Annotated in this window: 20 protein-coding genes and 2 tRNA genes; 3 read left to right on the top strand and 19 right to left on the bottom strand. The window is 59.3% G+C overall.

Annotated features, from left to right (window positions below; translation table 11 throughout):
- Position 1 precedes the first annotated feature (1 nt).
- Positions 2 to 77 (bottom strand) — tRNA-Ala (locus KI811_RS15265).
- 127 nt (positions 78 to 204) lie between these two features.
- Here KI811_RS15265 and KI811_RS15260 point away from each other — a divergent pair.
- A tRNA-Leu gene (locus tag KI811_RS15260) sits at positions 205 to 291 on the top strand.
- 45 nt (positions 292 to 336) lie between these two features.
- Here KI811_RS15260 and rlmB read toward each other — a convergent pair.
- From rlmB to KI811_RS15230, 6 genes are all read right to left on the bottom strand, one after another.
- Positions 337 to 1,089, bottom strand: a complete 753-nt coding sequence (rlmB, locus tag KI811_RS15255) for a 23S rRNA (guanosine(2251)-2'-O)-methyltransferase RlmB (protein WP_214187339.1) — start codon at positions 1,087 to 1,089, stop codon at positions 337 to 339.
- Positions 1,090 to 1,108: 19 nt separating this feature from the next.
- Complete coding sequence (pyrF, locus tag KI811_RS15250) at positions 1,109 to 1,828, bottom strand: orotidine-5'-phosphate decarboxylase (RefSeq protein ID WP_214187338.1); 720 nt, start codon at positions 1,826 to 1,828, stop codon at positions 1,109 to 1,111.
- A gap of 22 nt (positions 1,829 to 1,850) precedes the next feature.
- Complete coding sequence (locus KI811_RS15245) at positions 1,851 to 3,563, bottom strand: proline--tRNA ligase (protein WP_214187337.1); 1,713 nt, start codon at positions 3,561 to 3,563, stop codon at positions 1,851 to 1,853.
- 11 nt (positions 3,564 to 3,574) lie between these two features.
- Positions 3,575 to 4,642 carry a flavodoxin-dependent (E)-4-hydroxy-3-methylbut-2-enyl-diphosphate synthase gene (gene ispG / locus KI811_RS15240; protein ID WP_214187336.1) on the bottom strand — a complete coding sequence of 356 codons (1,068 nt, stop codon included), beginning with the start codon at positions 4,640 to 4,642 and terminating at the stop codon, positions 3,575 to 3,577.
- Between the two features lie 131 nt (positions 4,643 to 4,773).
- Entirely contained in the window at positions 4,774 to 6,186 is a 1,413-nt protein-coding gene (gene glnA / locus KI811_RS15235) for a type I glutamate--ammonia ligase (RefSeq protein ID WP_214187335.1), read from the bottom strand.
- A gap of 46 nt (positions 6,187 to 6,232) precedes the next feature.
- Complete coding sequence (locus KI811_RS15230) at positions 6,233 to 6,571, bottom strand: P-II family nitrogen regulator (RefSeq protein WP_004513157.1); 339 nt, start codon at positions 6,569 to 6,571, stop codon at positions 6,233 to 6,235.
- 336 nt (positions 6,572 to 6,907) lie between these two features.
- Between KI811_RS15230 and KI811_RS15225 the strand changes: the two genes are divergently transcribed.
- A complete protein-coding gene (locus tag KI811_RS15225) occupies positions 6,908 to 7,630 on the top strand; it encodes a peptidoglycan DD-metalloendopeptidase family protein (protein ID WP_214187334.1) in 723 nt (240 codons plus the stop codon).
- A gap of 26 nt (positions 7,631 to 7,656) precedes the next feature.
- Here KI811_RS15225 and hrpB read toward each other — a convergent pair whose 3' ends face one another.
- From hrpB to KI811_RS15200, 5 genes are all read right to left on the bottom strand, one after another.
- Positions 7,657 to 10,188 (bottom strand): ATP-dependent helicase HrpB, encoded by a 2,532-nt coding sequence (gene hrpB, locus KI811_RS15220; protein WP_214187333.1) that lies wholly within the window; start codon positions 10,186 to 10,188, stop codon positions 7,657 to 7,659.
- Between the two features lie 90 nt (positions 10,189 to 10,278).
- Entirely contained in the window at positions 10,279 to 10,959 is a 681-nt protein-coding gene (locus KI811_RS15215; protein ID WP_214187332.1) for an HAD family hydrolase, read from the bottom strand.
- 73 nt (positions 10,960 to 11,032) lie between these two features.
- Complete coding sequence (locus KI811_RS15210) at positions 11,033 to 12,214, bottom strand: VanZ family protein (RefSeq protein ID WP_214187331.1); 1,182 nt, start codon at positions 12,212 to 12,214, stop codon at positions 11,033 to 11,035.
- A gap of 34 nt (positions 12,215 to 12,248) precedes the next feature.
- Positions 12,249 to 13,451: a GumC family protein gene (locus KI811_RS15205; RefSeq protein WP_214187330.1), complete on the bottom strand. Its 1,203-nt coding sequence runs from the start codon at positions 13,449 to 13,451 to the stop codon at positions 12,249 to 12,251.
- 12 nt (positions 13,452 to 13,463) lie between these two features.
- The gene (locus KI811_RS15200) at positions 13,464 to 16,436 is read right to left on the bottom strand and encodes an SLBB domain-containing protein (RefSeq protein ID WP_214187329.1); all 2,973 of its coding nucleotides are present in this window, start codon (positions 16,434 to 16,436) and stop codon (positions 13,464 to 13,466) included.
- 206 nt (positions 16,437 to 16,642) lie between these two features.
- Between KI811_RS15200 and KI811_RS15195 the strand changes: the two genes are divergently transcribed.
- Complete coding sequence (locus tag KI811_RS15195; RefSeq protein WP_214187328.1) at positions 16,643 to 18,076, top strand: MBL fold metallo-hydrolase RNA specificity domain-containing protein; 1,434 nt, start codon at positions 16,643 to 16,645, stop codon at positions 18,074 to 18,076.
- A gap of 29 nt (positions 18,077 to 18,105) precedes the next feature.
- Here KI811_RS15195 and KI811_RS15190 read toward each other — a convergent pair whose 3' ends face one another.
- From KI811_RS15190 to KI811_RS15160, 7 genes are all read right to left on the bottom strand, one after another.
- Positions 18,106 to 19,785, bottom strand: coding sequence for a capsule assembly Wzi family protein (locus KI811_RS15190; protein WP_214187327.1), 1,680 nt, complete (start codon positions 19,783 to 19,785; stop codon positions 18,106 to 18,108).
- A 56-nt stretch (positions 19,786 to 19,841) separates the two neighbouring features.
- Positions 19,842 to 21,782, bottom strand: a complete 1,941-nt coding sequence (locus KI811_RS15185; protein WP_246551800.1) for a polysaccharide biosynthesis protein — start codon at positions 21,780 to 21,782, stop codon at positions 19,842 to 19,844.
- A 72-nt stretch (positions 21,783 to 21,854) separates the two neighbouring features.
- Positions 21,855 to 22,448, bottom strand: coding sequence for a sugar transferase (locus KI811_RS15180; RefSeq protein WP_214187326.1), 594 nt, complete (start codon positions 22,446 to 22,448; stop codon positions 21,855 to 21,857).
- Positions 22,442 to 23,596, bottom strand: coding sequence for a DegT/DnrJ/EryC1/StrS family aminotransferase (locus KI811_RS15175; protein ID WP_214187325.1), 1,155 nt, complete (start codon positions 23,594 to 23,596; stop codon positions 22,442 to 22,444). Before KI811_RS15175 ends, KI811_RS15180 begins: the two co-directional genes overlap by 7 nt.
- Before the next feature lie 4 nt (positions 23,597 to 23,600).
- Positions 23,601 to 24,311: a class I SAM-dependent methyltransferase gene (locus KI811_RS15170; protein ID WP_214187324.1), complete on the bottom strand. Its 711-nt coding sequence runs from the start codon at positions 24,309 to 24,311 to the stop codon at positions 23,601 to 23,603.
- A 22-nt stretch (positions 24,312 to 24,333) separates the two neighbouring features.
- Entirely contained in the window at positions 24,334 to 25,563 is a 1,230-nt protein-coding gene (locus KI811_RS15165) for a glycosyltransferase family 4 protein (protein WP_214187323.1), read from the bottom strand.
- Between the two features lie 43 nt (positions 25,564 to 25,606).
- Positions 25,607 to 26,129: HisA/HisF-related TIM barrel protein (locus KI811_RS15160; RefSeq protein WP_246551799.1), on the bottom strand; the 523-nt coding region annotated here is incomplete at its 5' end.

Raw genomic sequence — 26,129 nt, 5'->3', positions numbered from 1 at the left:
TTGGTGGAGCTGATCAGGATCGAACTGACGACCTCTTGAATGCCATTCAAGCGCTCTCCCAGCTGAGCTACAGCCCCGTTCAAAAGAGATTTGGTTTATACCAAAACGACATCAAGGGTGTCAATACATTTTTCCCGAAAAAAAATTATCAGGGGATTTACCCTTGACGCTCTCCGGCACATGTGTTTTAATCCGGCCACTTTTGCCGGAGTGGTGAAACTGGTAGACGCAGCGGACTCAAAATCCGCCGCCCGCAAGGGCATGTCGGTTCGATTCCGACCTCCGGCACCAGTCAAAGATCAAAGGGCCTTCAGCATCACTACTGAAGGCCCTTTTTCAGTTCTGGTGTGTAGATGCCAGCCTCTGGCGAAGGACCTCGAAGAGAATCACTCCCCCTGCAACTGATGCATTGAGGGAACTGACGCCCCCCCTGAGCGGAATGGCGACAAGAAAATCGCATTTTTTCCGCACCAGGGGCCTTACCCCCTCGCCTTCACTGCCAATCACAACAACTACGTTTCCAGACAGATCCTGATCATAGAGGGACGAGGCGGCACTGTCGGCAGCGCCGTAAATCCAGAAGCCAGCCTCCTTCAACTCGTCGAGGGCTTGGGCCAGATTGGTCACTTGGGCAACGGGTATGGTTTCAGCGGCACCTGCGGCGCTCTTCTCCACTGTGGCCGTCACCCTGGCGGCCCTATCCTTGGGGATGATGACTCCGTGTGCACCAGCACAGGCGGCGCTCCGGATGAGGGCACCAAGGTTGTGGGGATCCTGAACTCCGTCGAGGACGAGAATGAGCCCGCTCTCCCCGGACTCGCGCCAGGCGGCAATAATATCGGTCAACTCCGCATAGGAGAATCCCTCCAGTCGGAGAGCCACCCCCTGGTGGTGATCGGTGCCGCAGAGGCGACTGATGTCGCGCTTGTCGCGATTGCGGACCGGGACCCCCTTCTCTGCTGCTAGCTTCAGGAGCTTCTCCATGCGGCGATCGCTGGCATCGCGGGAGACGAAAAGCTCGAAGGCCCTCCGCTTGCCGCGCAGGGCCTCCATGGCACTGTTTATCCCGTAGAGTATCTCTTCTTTCACTCCTGACCTTTCAGCCGGCTCAGCCGGCGACAATCTCGTCAAGGATCATCTCGGCGGCAGCGGCCGGGTCCGGCGCATCGCCGATGGGGCGGCCGATGACAAGGTAATCACTCCCTGCATTCACCGCCTCGGCCGGCGTCATGACCCGCTTCTGATCATTGAGGGCCGCGAAGGATGGGCGAACGCCAGGAGTGACGATGAGGAAGTCGCTCCCGCATGCTTCGCGGATGAGGGGAATCTCCCGGGGTGAAGCCACTACGCCATCGATACCGGCTTTCCTGGCAAGGGTCGCGAGCCGCACCACCATGTCGGGGACAGCGTGTTCGATTCCCACATCCTTGAGGGTCTCCTCGGTGGAAGAGGTGAGAATAGTAACCGCCAGGACCTTTGCTCTATCACCGCCCTTGAATTCCTTATCGAGGGCATCCACTGTTTTCGCCATCATCTCGTAGCCCCCCAGGGCATGGAGATTGAAAAGTTTAACTCCCATGCGGGCCGCCTCAACCGATGCCATGGCAACGGTATTGGGGATGTCGTGGAACTTGAGATCGAGAAAGACCTCGCCGCCGAACTTCTGGATCATTCGCACCGCGGCGGGGCCGCAGGCAGTGAAGAGCTGCTTGCCGATCTTGAACATCCCGACCTTGTCGGACAGTGTCTCGGCCCAGTACTGAACATGGGCGAATTCACCGGTATCGAGGGCAAAGATGACCTTCTCACGAGCCTGGTCTCTTGTCATGGGGGTATCGTCTCCTTGATGGTTACTGGTTGAGAGCTGCAACGACGAGCCCTTTGACCGTTTCCACTGCCTCGGCCAGGGTAAGGAGAGAAACCTCGCCACTCTTGCGGTACTTGAGTTCCACCTTCCCCTCAGCCAAGTTCTTGCTCCCCACGACTATTCTGAGCGGGATGCCGATGAGGTCGGCGTCCTTGAACTTGGAACCGGGGCGCTCGTCGCGGTCGTCAAAGAGGACCTCGACGCCGACAGCGGTAAGGGCACGATAGAGCTCGTCGCACGCGGCCATGACCTCCGCATCCTTCGTGCTGACGGCCGAGATGATGCAGTGGAACGGCGCGATGGGAATCGGGAAGATGATGCCGTCTGCGTCGTGGTTCTGCTCGATGCAGGCGGCCACGGTCCGGCTGATGCCAATGCCGTAGCAGCCCATGAAGATGACCTGCTCCTTACCGTCAGCGTCCAGGAAAGTAGCCCGGAGGGACTCGGAGTACTTGGTTCCCAGCTTGAAGACGTGCCCGACCTCAATGCCGCGCCACATCTCCAGATGGCCGGCCTCGCAACGGGGACAGGGGTCGCCGTGGACCACGTTGCGGATGTCGGCAATGAGCGCAGGGGTAAAATCCCTACCGATGTTCACATTCTTGAAATGGAGATCACGGGCATTGCCGCCAGTGACGAAGTTTTTCATCCCCTGGACCACCAGGTCGGCGACGATCTTGATCTTCAGCCCCACGGGGCCGGCAAAGCCGACGGGGGCGCCAGTGACCCGCTCCACGACCTCCTCACTGGCCATCTCCAACTCTTCGCAGCCGAGAAGGTGCTTGAGCTTGATCTCGTTAAGGTCGTGGTCGCCACGCACCAACGCCGCCACCGGTTCGCCGTCAGCCACGCAGAGGAGGGTCTTCACCAACGACGAGGCGGGAATGCCGAGGAAGGCCGTCACCTCTTCGACGCTCCGCTTCTGGGGGGTCTCCACTTTTTCCAGTTCCCGTGGCTCGGCATGCTCGGGCGGGAAGAGCCGGGCCTCGGCCTTCTCCACGTTGGCGGCATATTCGCAGGCGGTGCAGGAGACGATGGCATCCTCACCCGAATCGGCAAGCACCATGAACTCGTGGGACGAAGAGCCGCCGATGGAGCCGGTATCCGCTTCCACGGCCCGGAACCTGAGGCCGCAACGCTGGAAGATACGGCGGTAGGCCTGATACATCTTGTCGTATGAGATATCAGCCGCCTCGGAGCTCACATCAAAGGAGTAGGCGTCCTTCATGATGAACTCGCGGCCACGCATGAGGCCGAACCGGGGACGTATCTCGTCCCGGAACTTGGACTGGACCTGGTAGAGGTTCAACGGCATCTGCCGGTAGCTCTTCACCTCGCGGCGAACGAGATCGGTAATGACCTCCTCGTGGGTTGGTCCGAGACAGAACTCGGCGTCCTTACGATCCTTGAAACGGAGAAGTTCCTTGCCGTACTGCTCCCACCGCTTTGACTCCTGCCAGAGCTCGGCCGGCTGGACGCTCGGCATGAGGAGTTCGATGGCGCCGGCACGGTTCATCTCCTCTCGGACGATCTGCTCGACCTTGCGTATGGAACGAAGCCCCAAGGGGAGATAGTTGTAGATACCCGCAGCGAGCTTGCGGATCATGCCGGCACGGAGCATGAGCTTGTGGGAAACGACCTCGGCGTCAGAGGGAGTCTCCTTGACCGTGGGGATGAAATACTGGGAATAGCGCATTAAATGAACCTCTATGAGTGTGTTTTTTCCTTGGCCATCTGTTGCACCTCGGCAACCAGGGCATCGGCCATTTCGCTCTCGGGGACCTTGCGGACGATCTCGCCGTGACGGAAGAGGAGCCCTTCGCCCCGCCCCCCGGCGATTCCCACGTCAGCCTCCCGCGCCTCGCCCGGGCCGTTCACCACGCACCCCATGACCGCCACGGTCAGAGGGGTATCGATGGCGGCAAGGCGATTCTCCACCTCCTGGGCAACGCCGATCAGATTGATCTGGCACCTACCGCAGGTGGGGCAGGAGACGAAATTGATTCCCCGCTGCCGAAGCCCCAGGGCTTTGAGGATCTCGAACCCCACCCGCACCTCGTCCACCGGGTCGCCGGTGAGCGACACGCGCATGGTGTCGCCGATGCCGTCGGCCAGGAGGATGCCGAGCCCCACGGAGGACTTGATGGTGCCGGAGAAGATGGTGCCGGCTTCGGTGATGCCGATGTGGAGAGGGTAATCGACCTTTTGGGCCAGGAGCCGGTAGGCCTCGACGGTCTTCATGACGTCGGAGGCCTTGAGGGATATCTTGATCTGGTCGTAACCAATCTCCTCCAGGATGCGGACATGCCCCAGGGCCGACTCAACCATGGCCTCGGCAGTGGGGTGGCCGTATTTTTCGAGGAGCTCCTTCTCCAGGGAACCGGCATTGACTCCGATCCGGATCGGCACGAGGCGCTCCCGGGCGGCCTTCACCACCTCCTCCACCTTCCACCGCTCGCCGATATTGCCGGGGTTGAGGCGCAGACCATCGATTCCCCCCTCGAGCACCCGCAGGGCAAGGCGATAATCAAAATGGATATCGGCAATGACCGGAATAGGGCTCTGCCGCTTAATTTCACCCAGTGCTTCGGCCGCAGCCATGTCGGGCACGGCGCAGCGGACGATCTCGCAACCGGCCGTGGAAAGGGAAAGAACCTGGGAAAGGGTGGCAGCCACGTCGCGGGTGTCGGTGTTGCACATGGACTGCACCGAGCAGGGGGCCCCCCCGCCGACGGCGACATTTCCTACGTGAATCTGCTTGGTTTGGCGTGTCATAGCGGAGCATAGTAGCCGGAAGGGCCGCGGAAAGTCAAGAACGGTTTGGCTTCGGGAGACGGGCGACAGTGACAAAAAAGAAAGGCGGGATTGCTCCCGCCTTTCCATGACGATGCCGCAGTGAAAACGGATTAGATGTCGTAGTAGAGGTCAAACTCGAGGGGAACCGGACGCATCCGTACCGGGTTGACTTCGGCCTCGGTCTTGTACTCGATCCACTTCTCGATGACGTCGGGGGTGAAGACGTCGCCCTTGAGAAGGAACTCATGGTCGTCCCTGAGGGCATTGAGGGCTTCCTCAAGGGTACCTGGAGCGGACGGAATGTCCTTGAGCTCTTCCGGGGAAAGACCGTAGATATCCTTATCCAGCGGCTGCCCCGGATCAATCTTGTTCTCGATGCCGTCAAGGCCAGCCATAAGCATGGCGGCGAAGGCAAGGTAGCCGTTGCAGGAGGGGTCGGGAGTCCGGTACTCGATCCGCTTGGCCTTCGGGTTGGAGGAAAGCATCGGGATCCGGATGGAGGCCGAACGGTTGCGGCTGGAGTAGGCCATGTTCACCGGCGCCTCGAAGCCCGGCACCAGACGCTTGTAGGAGTTGGTGGTCGGGTTGGTGATGGCGCAGAGGGCCTTGGCGTGCTTGATGATGCCGCCGATATACCAGAGGGCCATCTGGGAGAGCCCGCCGTACTTGTCGCCGGCAAAGAGGTTCTGGCCGTTCTTCCAGATGGACTGGTGGCAGTGCATGCCGGAACCGTTGTCGCCGTAAAGGGGCTTCGGCATGAAGGTTACAGTCTTGCCGTTTCTGTAGGCAACGTTCTTGATGACGTACTTGAACCACTGGAGCTGATCGGCCATGTCCACGAGGGAGGAGAAGCGCATGTCGATCTCGGCCTGGCCGCCGGTGGCAACCTCGTGGTGCTGGCACTCGACCCGGATGCCGACTTTCTGGAGCTCCATCACCATCTCGTTGCGGAGATCGTTCTGGGAGTCGGTCGGGGAAAGGGGGAAGTATCCTTCCTTGTGGCGCGGCTTGTAGCCCAGGTTCGGGAACTCCTCGCGGCCGGTGTTCCAGGCCCCCTCCACAGAGTCGACCATGTAGAAGGACTGGTTGGCGCTGGAATCGTAGCGCACCTCGTCGAAGATAAAGAACTCAGCTTCCGGGCCAAAAAAGGCGGTATCGCCAACGCCGGTGGACTTCAGGTAGGCCTCGGCCTTGCGGGCGATGTTCCGCGGATCGCGGGTGTAATCTTCCTTGGTGATCGGATCGAAGACATTGCAGATCAGCGACAGGGTCGGCACCGCCACGAAGGGGTCCATCTTCGCCGTCTCGGGATCGGGAAGAAGGATCATGTCGGAGGCATGGATCGGCTGCCAGCCGCGGATGGAGGAACCGTCAAACCCCTGCCCTTCCTCAAAGGTATCTTCGCTGAACTCCGTGATGGGCACGGAAATGTGCTGCCACGTCCCGACGAAGTCCATGAACTTGAAATCGACCATCAGCGCGCCGTTTTCCTTGGCGAAGCTTACTACTTCTTGTGGTGTCATCTAAACGTCTCCTTTCATGGTAACTACCTGGCTTATTGTATTGGTCCTACAGAGCGTCCTCGCCCCGCTCACCGGTGCGGATGCGGATCACTTCCTCCACCGGCGTCACGAATATCTTGCCATCACCGATGCGGCCGGTCTTGGCGGCCTGCTCGATGGTCTCGACAACCTTTCCGACAATATCGTCGCCGACTATGATCTCCATCTTGATCTTGGGGATAAAATCAACCACATACTCGGCGCCCCGGTAGAGCTCCGTATGCCCCTTCTGCCTGCCGAAACCCTTCACCTCGGCGACCGTAATCCCCTGGATGCCGATCTCGTTCAGGGCTTCCTTGACCTCGTCCAGCTTGAACGGCTTTATGATCGCTTCGACTTTTTTCAAGACACAGCACCCCCTCTTGGAAATGGTTAAAAACTGGCTGATTATAGGTGCGTCGGGGTTCAAAAGCAAGATTCCAGGAAAACCTTGCACGCCAATAATGTTCATGGGCATAGCAAATACTTTGCCCAAAACGGCACACTTTGTTCTCCCCAACAATTACAATGCGTTACCCAACAACAGCGCACTCTAATGCAAAGAACGGAAAAACATCAGCTTAAAAATGAGGCACAAGCAGAATCACCATGCCCAAATCAGAAGCATCGCACGAAAAATATACTCTCATCTCAAGCTTGCAGGCTCTAATGCCGATAGGTATAGTACCGGTAAGTCCAGACCATGAAAAAGAACGCCCTCATAATCGCTGCCCTCGTTATCGTCCTCCCCCGGGAAGGAGTCGCCGACATCTACCGCTATGTGGATGAAGAGGGAGTGGTCTGCTTCACCGATGCCCCCGGGAAAAGCGGTGCGACGCTGGTAATGAAGGAGCGGCCTGCCCCACGCCGCGGCAAACGGAGCATACCCGGCCATTTGGCCGCCACCGGCATCGGCGAAAAGCCGTCACAGGCGTCATCTCCCACGTTTTCCCCTACCCTTCCCGTCCACGGGAGAATCTCCTCCCTGGTGGGACTCCGCCACGACCCCATCAACGGAAACCTTCGCGAACACCACGGAATCGACATCGCCGTTGCCGAAGGAACCGCCGTCCGTCCGGTGGCTCCGGGAAGGGTGGTCTTTGCCGGATTACGCGGCGGCTATGGCAACATGGTCATCGTGGACCACGGCGACGGAACCATTACCCTCTATGCCCACAATTCCGTCAATCTTGTGGCTGAAAACGACTCAGTGGACGGCACCTCCCCCATCGCCCTCTCGGGCTCCACGGGGCGCTCAACGGGTCCTCACCTCCACTTCGAGGCGTGGCGGGGCGAAAACAACATCACCTCCACCTTCCTGGCGGGGGGACCGTCCACGGGGAGTGCCGCCAACCGGCGCACAGTCGATGCCATCCGTCGCATCGTCCAGGCGGACGGAACCCTCTATTTCAGCAACATTCCATAACCCCCTTAACTATATCAGATATCATACTATTTTCTCCCCTCCTGCCCCTTTGTCCTGCGCGTCGGGATGGCAGACCACGGGTCATCGGGCCACGGATGCTTGGGGTAGCGCCCCCGCATCTCCTTTTTCACCTCCTGGTAGGCCCCGTTCCAGAACCCCCGCAGGTCTGCGGTCACCTGAAGGGGCCGGCCGGCCGGCGACAGGAGATGGACAACCACCGGCACCCTCCCCCACGCCACCGTGGGGGTCTCGGCAAGGCCGAACATCTCCTGGAGCTTCACCGCCAGGGTCAGTATCCCGTCATCTCCGTAATCGATAGGGACTCGTGAACCGCTCGGAACCACCAGATGGGTCGGTGCCCCTTCGTCAAGCCGGCGGAGCAGATTCCAGGGGAGGAGCCCCTGCAACGGAGGGAGCAGGTCAACCGCAGCCACGTCGGCAAGTCGCCGCACCCCGTCCAGATGGGGGCCCAGCCACTCGCCAAGAGTTGCCAGGAGGGCCTCATCGGAGAGATTGGGCCATCCCTCGTCGGGAAAAACGCGGGCCATGAGCCGCACCCGCGCCCTGAACCGACGTGCGGCCGTGGACCAGCTAAGGGCTGACAGGCCGGGTCCCCTCACGATTCCTTCCACCAGGGCGCTTCTCACCTCATCAGCTGTGGCAGCGGATGGCCTGCTTCCAAGGACGAGGGCACCGAACCGCTCCTCCTCGCAGCTTACAACCCGCCCTTCCCGTTCATCCCAGAAAACCTTCCTCTCGGTGACGATGTCGTCGGAGAAATCCCTTGTGAAGGTTTCCAGCGTCAGAACACTTGCCTGGCGGATCAGGTCGTCTCCCCTCGCCCCCCGTTCCACCACATGGGCCACCAGAAGCGGCTCGTCATGAACCGAGCTTCGTTCGGAGAGAAGCGCACCGCGGCCTCCGGCAAGGAGATACCGGCGTCCGCCGTCACCGCGTCGTAGCGCGATTCGATCCGGGTAAGCCCAGGCGAGCAGGAGGCCCACCGTGTCGGCATCCGCGCCGGCAACCCCATTCTCCTTCCCGATGTTGAGCAGCCTGCGCAGATGCTGGGCAGATCGGTCGACGGTGCGGCAAGCTGCGGCATCGACCTCGACAACACGCCGCCCCTTCCGCCATCCCTCCAGCGCCTCCACCCGCACGAGCATGTCGCTTTCGCTCCGCTCCAACGCCACCCCTCCGGAAACCTTCACGAGGTCACGCTCCGACATGATCGCTGCCACGTCACAGGCAAGAGGGCCAACGCCCTTTCCGACGGCCCTGATGAGCATGTGGGCGAGGCGGGGATGAACCGGCAGCTCTGCCATCCGTCGGCCGACCTCGGTGATCATGCCGTTGCGGTCGAGGGCTTCAAGCTGAACAAGGAGCTGTCGCCCCTCCTCGAAAGAGGCTTTGGGAGGGGGCGTGAGCCACGAAAGGGTTGAGGCGTCGGTCACCCCCCAGGCAGCTAGGTCAAGGGCCACCGGCGTCAAGTCGGAGGTGGCGATCTCGGGAGGGTCAGCGGGAATGAGAGTCCGCTGGGTGTGTTCGGACCAGAGCCGGAAGCAGGTGCCAGGACCGAGCCGGCCGGCCCGCCCTGACCGCTGGGTGGCGGAGGCTGCCGAAATCCGCTCCGTCACGAGCCGGTCCATGCCCGACGCGGGATCGAACCGCAGGCGACGGCAGAAACCGCCGTCGATGACAACCCGCACCCCTTCGATGGTGAGACTCGTCTCGGCGATGTTGGTGGCGAGTACCACCTTGCGCCGCTCGGCGGGAAGAATGGCCCGTTCCTGATCCGCAAAGGGAAGGTCGCCGAAGAGGAGTGCGATCAAGGGAGACGAAGGGAGCGCTCCCCCCTCCTGCAAAAGCTGGCGACAGCGACGAATCTCCCCCGCGCCGGGCAGAAAGGCGAGGATGTCCCCCTCCGTAGAGGCGAGGGCCGTGCGGATAGCACCGGAAACGGCGACCGGGAGGGGGTCGCGGGAGTCCTCGGGAAGATAGCGGATATTCACGGGGAAACCCCGCCCCTCGCTCGTGATGATCGGCGCGTTCCCCAAAAGCTCTGCCACCGGTGCGGCATCGAGGGTCGCCGACATGACGATGATCCGCAGTTCCTCCCGCAGTCCCTGCTGGACGTCGCGGCACAGGGCCAGGGCCAGGTCCGCATGGATGCTCCGCTCGTGGAACTCGTCGAAGATCACCGCTCCAACTCCCTCGAGGAGCGGATCTGCCTGGAGCCGGCGAGTGAGCACCCCCTCGGTCACCACCTCCACCCGTGTTCGGCGCGACACCTTCCGGTCGAAGCGGATCGTGTAACCCACCGTCTCCCCCACTTCCTCGCCAAGGGTGAACGCCATCCAGCGGGCCGCGTTGGTGGCCGCAAGCCGTCGCGGCTCGAGCATGACAATACCCTTCCCCGTGAGCCATGGGGCGTCCAGGAGTGCAAGGGGAACACGCGTCGTCTTGCCGGCTCCGGGCGGAGCCTGGATGACCACTGAATTGTGGGTCTGAAGGGAGGATCTCAGCTGAGGCAGGATGTCTTCAATGGGAAGAGGCATAGCGAGATGGTGAGATGGCGAGGTAGCGAAACAGCAAGTGGCGAGAGAGTGAGATAGCGAGGGAGTGAGACTTTACTACTTGCTCCCTCGCTATCTCGCCAGGTTCTCAATGTCCGTCAAGGTAAGCCCCGTAAGGGAGTCAACCACCCGGACGGCGCCGCTGAGCATCTCGGCGGGATAGCTGTTGGTGACGGCGATGACGGGAATGCCGGCGCCGGTGGCGGAGGCGATGCCGGCGGGGGTGTCTTCAATGGCGATGCAACGACCGGGGAGAATCCTCCGGTCGGCGAAGGCAGCGGCGAGCCGCTCCACGGCAAGGGCGTAGCTGGCGGGATCGGGCTTGCTGGCAGTCACCTCTTCGGCGGTGACTATCACGTCGAAGGCATTGGACAATCCGAGACCGGCAAGTATGGGCAGGATGTCGCACCTGAGGGCGCCGCTGCAAAGCGCCAGCGGGAGGGTACCGTTAATGGATCCGATGAGCTCGACAACTCCCGGATAGGGAGCAACGCCGCTGGAGATGATCTCCTGGAACGCCGCAGCCTTGCGGTCAATGAGCAGTTCCAGCTCATGGTCATCCAGGGCTCTGCCGTGAACCCTGAAGGCCTCGCGGAAGGCGTCGCGGTCGTCGAATCCCATATAGAGGTTCACGTATTCCTCCCAGGCATAGCCAAGCCCCAGAGGCTCGAGAATAGCCTGGAAAGCCCGGTAATGGAGCGGCTCGGTATCGACGATGATACCGTCGAAATCGAAAATGATTGCGGAAAGCATTAATACCTCCGGGAGTTGGGATCAGTGACCAGGAAAAGCACTGTCCCCATATCTGCTCCTCTTCCAAATTTGCCTAGAACTTGCCCACCAGCGCCAGTGTCGCCGACGAACTGCTGACAGAAGGGACCACCGTAACACTACCCTTCCGCGCATAATGGTCCGTGACGACCCGCCCCGCCAGCTCGCCGATGACAGCGCCCAGAAGCACGTCGCTTGCCCAGTGCTTGTCCTCGTACATGCGCGAGAACCCCACAAAGGCGGCGGTGGCATAGGAAAGGACCCCCACCGGGACGCTCCCCGACGTTCGGGTGATGACCGAGGCCATGGCAAAAGAGCTGGCCGTGTGCATGGAAGGAAGCGAATCGTAATCCGACTCGAACTGCAGCGGGCGGAAACTTCCCTTGCTGCTCCCCGTGAGGGGGCGCGCCCGTCCGACGGCTTGCTTCAGGACAAAGGTGGCGGCATCGGCAATGACCGCCGCCTCCCCCATCATGAGCCCCGTGTCCCGCCACCGGGGTGAATCGGCAAGGATCCCGCCACCCCAGACGGCACCGGCAACTCCCAGGTGAACGAAGGGATTGCCAATCACGTTCCCCGCATCGGCTGCCCGGTCAAGGGTCTTTCCCCTTGTTCCCTGCACCTTGTCCCGGATGTCTGTATCATAAATGTAGGTAAGCCCGACGGCACCGGCGACAGCCAAGGTCTTCCAAATGGCGTTGTTGTCGGTCCGGAAGGGAGCGGCGAGAAACTCCCCGGTCTCGTCGCTAAGGGTTACGGCCTCGTCGCGTACAAAGGTGCCCACCCCGCCATTGTCATCGGCCTGGGCTCCCCGCGCACCCACAAGGAGCGTCAAGGCCACGACAAGGGCCAAGGATAGTCTTCTCGCACTCCAGGCGCAGGCAGCAAGGCTCACGGCACCGGCTCCAACCGCATCGGCAATGAGGTCGCCGAACTCGGCGGTCCTGGCGGTCGTCAGGACTCCCTGGGCCACCTCCATGAAGGCCCCCAACACGACGGCCCCCACAAAGGCCATGAGCCAGCAGCGCCGTTGGCACCGGCGGTACGTCACCAGGAAATTCCCCCACAACAGGGCAAGGAGCCCGTAGGCCGAGGCGTGCTGGAACTTGTCCCACCCTATGAGCCCTATGGTGGGATGAGGCGGAGACGGATCAAGGGAAAGCCAGATAATTGTCCCCACCCAACCAGCAAGGAGAATGAAACGAAGGGAAGGGAATTTCTTGGCACTGTCGTTCATGTGGTCTCCATTCAACGCAAACAGTCCCACGCCGTCAACCGCGCCGGGCTCGGGAGAGCGAAAGGGATTCCCTGATCTCGTTCCACCGCGTACGGTCCTCGTCACTCATCTTCTGGGCGTACTCCTGGATGAATGCGATAAATATCCCCAGGAAAAACGCCGTAACCGTTGACAGGATGACGATCAGGGAACGCTTGGGCTTGCTCTTATTTTGGGGAGCGACTGCCTCGTCGAGCACCTGAATCGACGAAGAATCCTTGGCCTCTCCCAGCTTGGCCACCTCGTACTGTTTCGTGAGTTGCTCGAATATGGCTTCCTGTGTCTTCACCTCGCGCATGAGTCGTACGTACTCAAGCCCAAGGCTCGGCATTGTTCCGGCCGACAGCATCAGGTCGCTGCTTCTTCCCCCTCCGGTGAGGACGCCCAACTGCCCCCTGAGCTTGGCAAGGGCGGCCTCCACTGCCTTCACCTCAGGGTTCTCGTTGGTTTGGTAGCTGCGCAACGAGGCAAGCTGCACCTCTTTCGAAACGATCTCGGCCTTGAGTTTGGCTGCCCCTTCGATCGTGGCGGTGGCTTGGTCGTCAACCTTGAAGGCACGGTTCTTCTCCTGGAACCCCCTGAGGGATTCTTCCGCCTTTTTCAGGTCAGCCTTTACCACGTCGAGCCGCTTCTCCAGAAAAATCCGTTCCGTACCGGCTTTGGTCAGATTCAGCTCGACACTTTTCTTTCCCAGTTCATCGACAAAGGTATTGGCCAGCCGAGCGGCCAGTTGGGGATTCCTGCTGTCGGCGGCGACCGTGATGATGCCGTCCTTCCCGGCCTGGATCTTTACAAGGCTTTGTAGAGCCATCCGGGACTCGTCGGAACTATTGGTTTTTAGTTCCTTCTGAAGGTCGAGTTTTTTAATCACCGCATCGGCAACCGACCGGCTTTTAAGAATTCCCACGTAGAGATCCGCCCCCCCCCCAAGCCCTCCAACGCCAGCCAGCCCGGCAAGGGCCCCTGCCTGTCCTACCAGGGCCGACAGACCGCCACCCCCGTCCTTCTGGGGAGGGAGAACCCGTGCCGTGGCCGTGTAGATATTGGGAAGGGTGAGGCTGTACGCCACCGAAAGAAGCGCCGCGACAGCGCACATCACCACAATCAGCCGCTTGCGCCGCACCAGCACCTGGAGCAGCTCCAGGAGGTTGATCTCGTCATCTTCGACGATCTGTTCATTTCTCATGGGTTCAGTCATGTCGTCTCGCCCCTACAGTCCGGCCGCAACAACCACCCCGGCGGTCAGGGCAACCTGCGACAGGATAGTGGTCATGTCCTTGATCTCCCGCATCCAGGCGATCCGCTCAAGCTTCTGGGGTACCACCAGGGTGTCCCCCGGATCGAGGGGCGTTGCCAGGAACCCGCCAAAGGTCCAGCGTCGCTGGGAATCGCTCCAATTGATGCCGAAGGAGGTCTGATGGCGGCTGAGGACCGACCCGTCGGCACTGATGATGTACATGTCGTCTTCTTCGCCGTCCCGCGTGGCCCCGCCTGCATCCTTCAGGTAGTGGGCCACATCCTCGCCCGGAAGATGGACAAAGGAGGTGGGATTGTAGACCTGCCCCATGACGTTCACGACGCTGGAAACCTGGGGCACCTCAAGGATATCTCCCCCCATGAGCTCAAGATCATAGGGAGACTTCCTGAACGAATCCAGTTGGGCAAGGCGGATCACCACGCGCCCTTCGGCCCTTGACTCCCGCAGCTTTGCCAAGCTCTTCTGGAGCCCTTCCAGGGCCGTGCGCGTCGCTTCGAGCTCCTCCTTGGACGCTGCAACCGCTGCCAACTCACCCTGCTTGCGGAGGATTTCCTGCTCGGTCCGGGTTATCACCTCGTCCATCCGCTTCTGCTGCTCGTCCCGAACCGATTTCCGCTTGAACTTGGCACCCTTCAGATAGGCCTTGTCGGTGAAGCCGCCGGCCCGGGCGATGACTGAGCTCAGGCGTTCCCCCTTGGCAATGGAATAGGTTCCGGGGAATTTCACCTCTCCCCTCAGGGTCACGAACCGATCGGTGGCCTCAAGCCAGTTCTCGATACCCCGTACGATCAGGGCATCTTCGGGCTCAAGAACCAGGTTGTTGGCCGGGTCCCCGGCAAGGGCCTTGCCAAGGTTGATTTCCAGGCGGGACGCCTTGGCACTGTTGCCGCCAACCGCCACCCTTGTCAGTTCGGCGCTCTCCAGATAGGCGTTGCGCTTGGGGCTGCCGGCAGCGGTCACCAGGTCACGGACCGTCATGCGGGGAAAGTAGTCGTAGATGCCGGGATTCACCACCTGTCCGTTGATGGAAACCCGGGGACGCTCCACCATCTCGTCCCGGGAGAAAATCTTGATCGTATCCTGTTCCTGCAGCTCCACGTTGTCGGCCGGATTCCCCTTCAGCGCCTCCCGGAGGTTAACGGTCATGACCTCGCGGCGGTAGTCGGTGGGCGAGAGGCGGGTAATCTCAGCGCTCTCTAGGTACGACTCGGGAAGAAGAACCGACGCGTCAGGAACGAGGTCCTTCACCCGCATCCCCTTCCGGAACTGGTAGGCCCCGGGGCGCGCCACATTCCCCGCCAGGGTCACCACCTCGCGCATCGCCTCGCGGACCGGGAAGACGTTCACCATGTCGTGGTCCCGCACCTCGACCTTGGCCAGTTCCGTATCCGGCGACTTTCCGTCGGTCACGTAATCGGCGACCACCCGGGTGCTGTTTCCTTCGATCCGCTCCACCTGAATCCGCCCCGTGTCGCCGGCAGCGGTTATCCCACCTGCCATCACGAGAAGGCCCGGCAGGGTCGTCTTCCCCTTGATCTCATAAATGCCGGGGCGCTTGACCTCCCCCGCCACGGCAACCACCGGCCCGATGACCGGCACGAAGGCCGTATCGCCGTTCTCCAGGCGGATATCACGGCTCCGGTCGCCGCTCAGGAACATGTCGTAAAGATCGATCTCCTGGACCGCCTTGCCGCCGCGTGAAATCCGGATCGAGCGGAGGCTGCCGTTTTTGGACGGCCCCCCGGCCGCGGCAAGGGCATTGATGACGGTGGCGAGGGAACTGACATTATAGGTGCCGGGAACCTCAACCTCACCAACCACGTAGACCTGGATGGTCCTGAGGCTGCCGAGGGTGACATTGAGCTCGTACCCCCTGTAGTACCGGGAGAAGGCCTTGTCGATGGCCTGCCGTGCCTGGCCGTAGGAGAGCCCCCACACCTTGACGGCGCCGACCCGCGGGATGGTAACCTCGCCGTTGCGGTCCACGGGCACGTCGTAGCGGGCCTGGAGGCTCCCCCAGACGTCGATCCGCAGTTTATCGCCCGGGCCGATCACGTAATCGGAACCGACCGGCAGATTATCCACCGAAGGGAGGTTGGCGATGCTGTTCCTGAAAAAGTCGTAGCCGAACTGCTTGAGGGTCCGGTCCACCGGGGTGGGCTCGATCTTGTCGAGGAGGGTGGGGCTCTTGCGGGCAAAGGCCCGCTCCAGGGACGAACCCAACTCCTCCACCGGTATGGGCGTCGCCTTCTGTTCTTCCGAAATGAGAGCCTTCAGTTGGCGCTGGCCAAGACCGGGGAGCCCCTGCACCCTGAAATAATAGATCTGGTTGTTCTTCAGCTCCCTCACCCGGAAGCTGGTGGCGTCGCCCACCGGCACAGCCTTCAGATACTTCTCCGGTTCGGTCCCGTACAGCACCACAAACCGGGGTGGGATATCCTCGGCCTTGCGGCGCACTCCGGTTACGGTCCAGGTGAGCGACACCATGCCGTCGCCTGGCTCCGCCTTGAGCAGCAGTTTCGGCCCCTGCTCAACCTCTTTGCCTTCGTCCATGAGGCGAAGCCCCTGCTCCTGCTCGGTATCCTGCTGGGACTGGATTGCGCCCGGAACCTGAGGAGCGCCATATCCACCCGGAGCTGTCATCCCATACCCACCGGGCTGCATGGCTCCGGGAACCCCATACCCGCCGGGCTGCTGGACTCCCTGAACATATCCGCTTCCTGACAGGGGGGCTCCCTGCATCATGTACCCGCCTGTCTGCGGAGCGGTCTGGACGCCGTATCCGCCCCCCGGTCCGGAAACATCCCACTGGCTGCCGGTATAATCCCTGCCGGCACCATTGGGCTCGACCGCCGCAGCGACTGCGGCAATGGCAAGCACCACCCCCAGAAAAAGCAGAAATGCAGATTGTATGGATCGCTTCATTGGTCCCTCATGTGCTCAAAAATATCGATGATCAACGCAGTGCAACGAACATGGATAAGTACCCCGTTCTCACCCCGCCAGTCAACCCGAAAACGCTCTTCCCGCCGGCGCCCCGATCCCTGGTGCGTCCTGAACTTCCTTGACTTTCCGTGGCGGGTTTATTATTAGCTTCTCATTCGTTACGGTCAGATTGACAGGGGGAGATCATGGAAATCATTCACCATGGCGGGCGATTTGGCGTAACCGGGTCATGCCACGAACTCGTTATCTCAGAAAATGCAAGCATTCTCATTGATTGCGGTCTGTTCCAGGGACGTGATGCGGACGCTGGAAAGGGGAAGAAACACACCCCTTTCATCGATTTCCCCCTCGACCGGGTCCAGGGTCTGGTCCTGACCCACGTCCATATCGACCACTGCGGCCGCATTCCCCACCTCATGGGAGCCGGCTTCCAGAGGCCCATCTGGTGCAGCGAGGCCTCGGCCCTTCTCCTCCCCCTGGTCCTCGAAGACGCCGTCAAGGTGGGTATCACCCGGGACGAAAGGCTCATCGAGCAATTCATCGGGGCAATGAAAAAGCGCCTCGTCCCCCTCCCCTTTGGCACGTGGCACAAGCTCGGCACCTGGGATGGCATGGACGTGTCGCTCCGGATTCAGCAGGCGGGACACATCCTCGGCTCGGCCTATGCGGAACTCCGCGTCGCCCGCCCATCGGCACAGGAAACAACCGCATCGCAACACGACAACGAAACGGTTGTGGTCTTCTCCGGGGACCTTGGCGCCCCCTTCACGCCGCTCCTGCCCGACCCGGCGCCACCGGAGCGGGCCGACATCCTGGTGCTGGAGTCAACCTACGGCGACCGCCTCCACGAGGGGCGCGAACAGCGGCGGGAGAAGCTGCGGCAGGTCATCGTCCGGGCGCTGGAAAACAGGGGCGCCCTCCTCGTTCCCGCCTTCAGCATCGGCAGAACCCAGGAACTCCTCTACGAGATTGAATCCCTCATCGCCGAACACAGGAATGACGAGGCGGCCACGAACCTCCCCTGGGACGACCTTGAAATCATTGTCGACTCCCCCCTGGCCCTCCACATCACCGAGGTCTACGACCAGCTCCGCCATCTCTGGGACCAGGAAGCGGCAGAGGTCATTTCCCAGGGGCGCCATCCCCTCTCCTTCGAGCAGATGACGGTTATCGAAAACCACAACGACCATCGGGACACCATTGACTACCTCCGCAGGACCGCCCGCCCCTGCGTGGTCATTGCAGCCGGCGGCATGTGCGCCGGAGGGCGCATCGTCAACTACCTCAAGGCCCTCATGGGGGACCCGCGCACCGACATTCTCTTTGTCGGCTACCAGGCTCACGGGACACCGGGGAGAGAAATTCTGGAAGCTGAAAAAAAGCGCATGGAAACCGGTGAACAGACCTTCATCGACCTGGATGGCGGCAACTTTCCCCTCCGAGCCACAGTACACAGCATCAGCGGCTACTCGGCCCACGCCGACCAGCGGGGTCTGGTCAATTTCGTGCGAGGTATCCCTGTGCCGCCCCGATCCATTATACTCGTCCATGGCGAGGAGGAGGCGCGAAAGGCTTTGGCAGAAGCGTTGAGGGAGCGAGATGGTGAGATAGTGAAATAGCGAATAAGTTGCTATCTCGCTCCTCTCACTTAGTACCGATACCGCAACTCCGCCTTGAAGAGCTGATTGGTGCGGTCATTCCCCTCCTGAAGGTCAACATTTTCCACCTTTTCGATGCCGTACAGAAGGTTCATGTCCACATCGCCATGGACCGGAAGAGTCCAGGAAATCCGGCCGGCATGCTTCTTCTCGATGGCCTGCATGACGCCGTTCGGATCAAAGTGACCTGCGGCGTCCGCCTTCACCCTCCCCTCGTGTCCCCGGTCGGTCCGGTAGAACTCCAAGGCCAGATTGTTCCGCGCCGAGAACCAGTGGCTGTAGCGGAGATAGAACTCGATGACCGCCCCCCCTTGGGAGTGGCCGATGGGCATCCCCTTGTGGAGGTACCCCTCCGGGAATGTGCCGCTGGTGTAAAGGATGTTGTTCCCCTTGAAAAACTCGAAACGAAGGTCGTCCCTGCCGCTGGCAGTGAGGCGGGGGATGAAGAAGCCGGCCACGTAGCTCTCAACGATGGGCCAGAACGAGGCCGAATCCTCCCCGGAGAACTCGCCGTAGATCTCGGTATTGCGCAGGAACGGCAGTCTCAGCCGCATCTCCACCCCGGCAAGGTTGTTGGTGTTGTCCGCGCTCGTGCCGCCGACAATTCCCCGCACGTAATCGCCGAAACTGTTGTTCACCCCGGGCCCGCCGAATTCCTTCCCCAGATTGATCCCCACCTCGAAGGTATCAACGGGTTTCACCGAGAGCTTCGCGCCGAGAAACCAGGGACGGCGCTCCACGCCGTTGGTCACGGTGGCATCGAAGCGGGAGCCGATAAGGGTATACTTGATGGCGCCGATATACTTCAGCTGAATGGGTTCGGGGCTCGAAAGCTTCACCAGGTCAAAGTTCTCGGCATTGTTGGTCAGGGTCACCGTTCCGCGGCTCCCTAGCCCCAGCCAGTTGGCATCCCGTCCCACCTCCAGCTCCAGCCCGCCTCCGCCGAGCTTCAGGTACCCCTTGACGAGTTTCGCCGAGGCCCCCTCCTCTCGGCCATAGGAAAGCTGCGGCTCCACCAGGGCGGACGCCACGCTTCCCACGTGGGCCTCGGCGCTGAACCGCACCTCGGCATTATGGCCGTCCCGGTAGATAACCCCCTCGTTGTTCTCCATGAGGGGCGTCCCCTCCGTACCGTGCTGCTGCACGGGATAAGGATAGGAGTTGGCGGGCCGAAGCCCCGACCCGATGCCGAACACCCCATCGTCACCCGGGTCGTGGACCGGCCGCTCGTAGGAGCGGGGTTTCCCATCCAGATACACGTACCTGATTCGGGCGCTCGACAGGGGGTTCACATCCACGGCCACCGCCTTGCCGGGCTCCTGGTAAAGGGCCGCTTCCCGGGGAATCTTCCGGCGCAGTTCCGCCAGGATTGACCGGGCAAACTCCAGATCACCGGCGCCCATCCCCGCCTCCAGGTTCCACTCCGCCTCCAACAAAAGCCGCGCAGCCTCGGCCCGGGAAAAAGGCTTGATCCCCGCCACGTCAGACCGCATCAATCCGAAACCGGCCAGCTTTTCAAGATAGGAATAGACAGGGCTGTCGAGGGGGATGTTGGGGGACGACAAGGCCCAAGCACTTACCGCAAAAATCTGTAGCGCCAGGGTCGCGAGACATGAGAAGCAGGCAACACGTCGTGTCCGCTTGGTATTCACCCCAGGATTAATTGCCATATGGCTCTCTCCCCCATAAACATACTCCATCGAACCATAAAAAAATTTCCCGCAATCTATTGCTTCTGCAGTTTGACCACCTTCGAAGCCGAGGGAGGAAAAAGATCGGGGCGAACCCGCTGAAATGCAACCGGTGCAGCACCGTTGAACGAATACTGGGGCGAGAATTCCGGCACAATCGTCCGGAGCTGCTTCACAATCCCCGCGATGTCAGCGTTTCCGGCCATGGCAAAAAGAACTCCCAGTTCCCTCTCAACGGCGTCGAAATCGGAATCCATGGCCGCAAGGACCTTTATCTTCTCGTGCCGTGTCGGCTTAATCCCCTCCCCATCGATGAGGAGTTCCTCAAAGAGCTTCTCACCGGGCCGCAGACCAGTGAAAACGATATCTATCTCCTCATGGGGGACAAACCCCGAAAGCCTGATCAACTCTTCCGCCAGATCAAGGATGCGGACCGGATCACCCATGTCGAGGACAAAAATCTCTCCGCCGTTGCCGATGCACCCTGCCTGCAGTACCAACTGGCACGCCTCGGGAATGGTCATGAAGTACCGGATCACCTTGGGGTCGGTGACCGTAACCGGCCCCCCCGTCTTGATCTGCTCCTTGAACAGCGGAATCACGCTCCCGTTGCTCCCCAGCACGTTACCGAAACGGACCGTGGTAAAATTCGTCCTGCTTCGCCTTGCCAGACTCTGCACATAGATCTCCGCCACCCGCTTGCTGGCCCCCATGATATTGGTCGGGTTCACCGCCTTGTCGGTGGAAATCATGACAAAATTCTTCACCCCAAACCGGTGGGCCGCGTTTGCGAGCACCCGTGTCCCGCCGATGTTGTTTGTGACTGCCTCCACCGGATTGTACTCCATCATCGGCACATGCTTGTAGGCTGCCGCGTGGAAAACCACCTCCGGCTGAAACTCATCAAAAATCGCCTCGACCCGGGCCTGGTCCCGCACATCACCGATGACCGGAATGATCCGGAGATTGGGGTGGGTTGCCGTAAGTTCCTTCTCGATCTGATACAGGGGGGTTTCCGCGCACTCGAAGAGGAGCAGCTTATAGGGAGAGAATGCCGCCACCTGGCGGCAAATTTCACTGCCGATGCTCCCCGCCGCGCCGGTCACCAGAACACGCTTGTTGGTCAGGTATCCCCGGATGGTTTCAAGGTCGAGCTTAACGGGCTCCCTGCCCAAAATATCCTCAATCTCCACATCCTTGATTTGCGAGATGGAGACCGTGCCGTCAATGATGTCCTTGATCCCCGGCAGGGTCTTGAACCTGACCTTGGTCTCCTTGCAGCAGGAGACGACCTGCCGTGTTACAGCACCCTGGGCAGTCGCAATGGCGATGATGACCTCTTCGATCCGGTGCTTTCTGATGGCGGCCCGCAGGCGGCCGAGATCCCCCATAACCGGCACCCCCCCGAGGCGCATCCCCTGTTTTGCCGGATCGTCGTCCAGGAATCCAATGATTTGGTTGGCTGGATTTTTCTGCTTCCTTATTTCCTTCAATAACAGGTTGCCCGCCTCGCCCGCTCCTACAATCAGCGTCCGCTTGCCGGTATGGTAACGGGGGATGATGTAGGTTTCGCGGTAGACCCGCCATAGAAGCCGCGACGTCGACACCATGGCAAAGAGTAAAACCCAGTCGAGGACATAGATGGAACGGGGCATTGCGCTGGTATCGTGCAGGAAAAAGAGGACAAAGGAGGTAATGAGAGTGGAAAGGGTCACTACCTTGAAAATTTCGATACCGTCCTGCAATGAGGCGTATTTCCAGATGCTGCGGTACATTCCCGAAAAAAGAAAAACCAGAGGCTTTACGAGCAGGACAACCAGCAGACCATCCTTGATGAGTTCATGGTATGAAGGAGGAAAGGTGAAGTCGAAGCGGAGGAGGAAGGCGAGGAGGAACGAGGCAGCGATTGACGCTGTATCAAGAGAGAAAACCATCAGGCGACGTTGGGTCAGAATGAAGATGAACGGTTTGAACATGGTTGCCGGCTGTCCCTTCCAAGAAGCGATCAAAGTAAATTCATCAGCACAACGAAAAACCCTCAAAAAAAGCTACCACACCACCCTCAACGTTTTCAGGATCACCCAGAAATCAACCCACAATGATCGTTCGGACACATAGCGTTCGTAATAAGAAAGTTTCACAGGCATTACCTCTTCTATATATGCTCGTTCCGGATCCAACGCATGTCCGAGAATTGTATTCTCATCACGATATTCGATCGAGGCGTAGTCGGTAATCCCTGGCGGTACCGACAAAACCCTCTCCCTTACTGCTGGCGGATACATTGCAACATACCGTGGCACTTCAGGTCGAGGGCCCACAAGACTCATTTCTCCCCTAATTACGTTAATGAGCTGGGGAAGCTCATCAAGCTTATAGTTGCGAAGAAATCTACCGGAGCAGGTGATACGGGAGTCCTCTCCAACGGTGATCTGTCTCCCCTTTGCCTCTGCGTCCTGGCACATGGTCCTGAACTTGAATATACGAAATACTCTGCCAAACTGTCCTACCCGCTCTTGTCGGAAAAATATTGGACCTTTCGAATCAAATTTAATCCAGACTGCAATGAATGCAAATAACGGCAGCAACACAAGGATTCCAGCAATGGAAAAAAATAGATCAAAAACACGCTTTGCTAACATTCGAGAATTTCCTTGACTGCATCAATGACGCGCTGCTGATCAGAGTCCGTCATCTTAGTGTACAAAGGCAAACTCACTGCGCGTTCATAGGCACGAAGGGCATTCGGAAAATCATCAGGCTTAAGATTATATCGGTCACGCCAGTAAGGGTGAAGATGAAGCGGTATGAAATGAACGCTGCAACCAATCCCCTTCTCAGCCATAAGCTCAATAAATCGATCCCGGCTGATACTTACATCATCTCTCAATCGGATAACATAGAGATGCCAGGCATGGACATCACCCTCGGGTGCGTGCGGCGGGAGGATTACCGGTAATTCTTTAAATGCTTCGTCGTAGATAGCAGCCATTGCTGCTCTGCGTTTTTGGAATTGCCATGCCTTCTTGAGTTGATGTATGCCGAGAGAGGCCGCGAGGTCCGTCATGTTATACTTGAATCCTGGCGCAACCACCTCATAGTGCCACGCAGGTTTATTGGATGTATAACGATCAAAAGCATCACGGCTGATGCCATGGAGTCGCATAACTCGGCAGCGTTTTGCCAACTCAGGATCACGGGTAACCAACATGCCACCTTCGCCGGTGGTAATAGTTTTGGTGGCATAAAAACTGTAGACAGTGGCATCACTTTCCAGAGAGCCAATCAGCTTTCCATTGCAGGTGGTCGGAAGGGCATGGGCAGCATCCTCTATTACCTTCAAACCATACTTTCTGGCAATGGAGAGCAAGGCTTCCATATTACACGAAAGGCCCGCGAAATGAACCGGAACGATAGCCCTGGTACGGGGTCCGATCAATGCCTCTACAAGTTTCGGATCCATGTTGAAGGTCAGCGGGTCCACATCCACGAATACCGAGTCGGCCCCAAGATAGCGGACCACCTCCCCAGTGGCGGTAAAGGTATAGGTGGTCGTAATGACCTCATCGCCGGGGCCAATTCCCGCAGCTTCTAAGGCCAAGTGAAGACCGGCGGTTGCCGAGTTGACGGCTATTGTCTCGCAATCCGAACCGATGAATGCAGCAAACTGGTCTTCAAATCGTTTCGTTTTCGGTCCGGTCGTCAGCCAACCGGACTTAATGGCGTCAACCACTTCAGCGATTTCTTCATCTCCGATATCAGGGAGAGCGAACGGCAGGAAAGAGGACATGGTTTTAACCTTGTGTTGTTTTTTTTATCCAGCAGAGGACATGAGTTCTTAAAAAGGGCACCGCATTGAAAACTGTATAAAGGCCGGGATGTATCCGCGTGACCCTCCTGCTGATGGGTGGGGCAAGGGTTATCCGGCGAAAATCCAACTCACCATGAGGAAAGAGCTCGCGCACTCTCCTGACCGGCATACCCCGCACATCCGGATTCCGGGGATTGTCAAAGGTAAAATCGTACCAGAGCACCCCCCCCCCCGGTTTGATCAGCGACCAGATCCGGTCGGCTAGAATGCGCTGAAACGAATTGTCGAGAAGGGAAGAGAATACCGTGGATTGATAGACGATATCGAAGGAGCGGTCAGCGAAGCCAAGAGCAGAAGCGTCTCCAACCAATACCTCAGTCGCTTGTGGCAGGTTGCTCCGCGCCCTCTCCGCACGTTCGGGCAAGAGTTCGTTTCCGGTCAAGTTTGAGGGGGCGAACCCGAGCCGAATGAGCTGGAGCAGGTTATCGCCGAAACCACAACCGATTTCAAGGACCCGCACCCTGTCCAGCGCCCCAAGGTGTGCCCTTTTGAACAGAGAGATAAGTGCACGTTCCCTTTCCTGCTGTCCCATGTAAACATCAGGGTTGAGGGGGCTGTACAAGGAGGCCTGGCCAAGCCCTTTGCGGCGCTCGTACCGCTCTTTGACCAGTTGGATCTCCTCTGGATCAACCATTAATGATCTATCCTCTCTTCTCTCATGTCACCGCCTCCAGGAAGCGCCGTGCAAGCACCAGATAAGTATGATGTTGCAGGATATACTTCCTTGCCAATCTACCCATTTCATTCCGCTGCTTTTCGCCCATGGCGAGCAGGGTGCGAATTCCCTTTGCGATTGCGCCGGCATCTTCGGGCATGACGGTCAGGCCGCATCCGGCTTCGCCCACAGGATCATTTCCTGCTTCAATTGCCATGAGCACGGGGCAGCCCGCCATCATGTAGTCCATAAGCTTGTTGGGGGCTATTCCGAATCGGAAGAGCGGCTGCCTCTGCAAACCGATGTAAGCTACGTCAAACCACTTCAACAGTGATGGAATCTGGTTTTTTTTAACGGGATCAAGGAAACAGACGTTTCTCAAGCCAGCTGCGGAGGCCTGCCGCTGTAACACTGCTTTCTCCGGTCCATTTCCCACAAGCATGAATACCACCCGTTCCTCAGCCATTAGAACTGCCGCTTCCAGAAATGCATCCAGCGCGTTGGCAACCCCATGTGCGCCTGCATATCCGACAATAGAAAACCCCTCCTCCCGAAAGCGTTTGAATACCGCCTTGACATCGCCCTCCAAAGGAGGAAAGTCCGAGTCCCACTCTGCAGGGTCGATACCGTTGGGAACGATATGCAGCTTGTGCGGTGCCATGCCACGGGATTCCATGTACTCTCGCACCTTGGGCAACATGGACACAACCGAATCCGCATGCCGGTACGCATAATCCTCCGCTATTTGCACAAGGATGATGAACGGGTGCCAGCGTGGCATCCCGCCAAGCTCAATCGGAGAAAGGGGCCAGAGATCATGGACTTCGTAGACCAATCTAGCACCGGCCATCCGTGCAATGCGATGAGCCGGCCAGATGTCCATCGGGTAGGTGCTGGAAGCAATGACGACGTCGGGGCGGAAATCATCCGCAATCCGCTTCCCTTCCCGATACAGCCACCCCACAAATGAAGCCATGTTGCGCACCCTGCCGATCCCGTTACCCACATAGGGAGGAGTACGGTACCAGGAATAAGAAACCCCTTCAATGACCTCTTCGAGACTTTTCCGTCCCAGCAGATCTGGCTGGCGCGCCCGTACGTGCGACTCGGCCGAAGCCAGAATCCGCACGCTGTGTCCAAGGCGCACCCACTCGCGCGCCAGGTAGAAAGGGCGATACTCCATGCCATGGACCGGCGAACCTGCATAATGATTTACGAGCAGTATATTCAAAAGAGTTCTTCCTGTTCGACAGCAGCATTACTTGATATGGAAATCAGGCACACAGGCAATAAGATTCGAAGACATCGTCAATTTCCTCTGAAGTGGGATAGTTGATTAGAACCGCTTTGTGTATGCCATAGTAGACCAGCATTGCCCCAGCGACCACTCCATCGGCACCAAGCGCGGCCGCCCTGCCGTAATCGGAAATATCTGCAGTGCCCCCTGAGAAGAGCAGGGGCACACTGACATGCCGACGCAGCTCCTCAATGAGCGGCAGATTCAATCCTGACATCGTGCCGTCACGCTCTATGTCCGTAACAATAATTTCCCCTGCTCCGGCCTCCTGGACTTCGACCAGATACTCTATCAGGTCCACATTTCCCTGATTCAGGCCCGCTGACAGGTAGGGGATATAGGAATCGTCAAGGGGCTGTTTCCTGACGTCGACGCACACGACAGTGCTTGAGGCTCCAAGAGAATCGGAAATTTCTCGGACAAGTGTCAATGGGAACGTAAAAGTGTACCAGTTACGGGAATTGAAAAGTGTACCACTCCCTGGGAGAGAACTTCTCAAT

This window comes from Geobacter hydrogenophilus (assembly GCF_018501225.1).
Taxonomy (GTDB): Bacteria; Desulfobacterota; Desulfuromonadia; order Geobacterales; family Geobacteraceae; genus Geobacter; species Geobacter hydrogenophilus.
The sequence above is the reverse complement of the archived record's forward strand: the minus strand, read 5'-3'. Positions and strand labels throughout refer to the sequence as shown.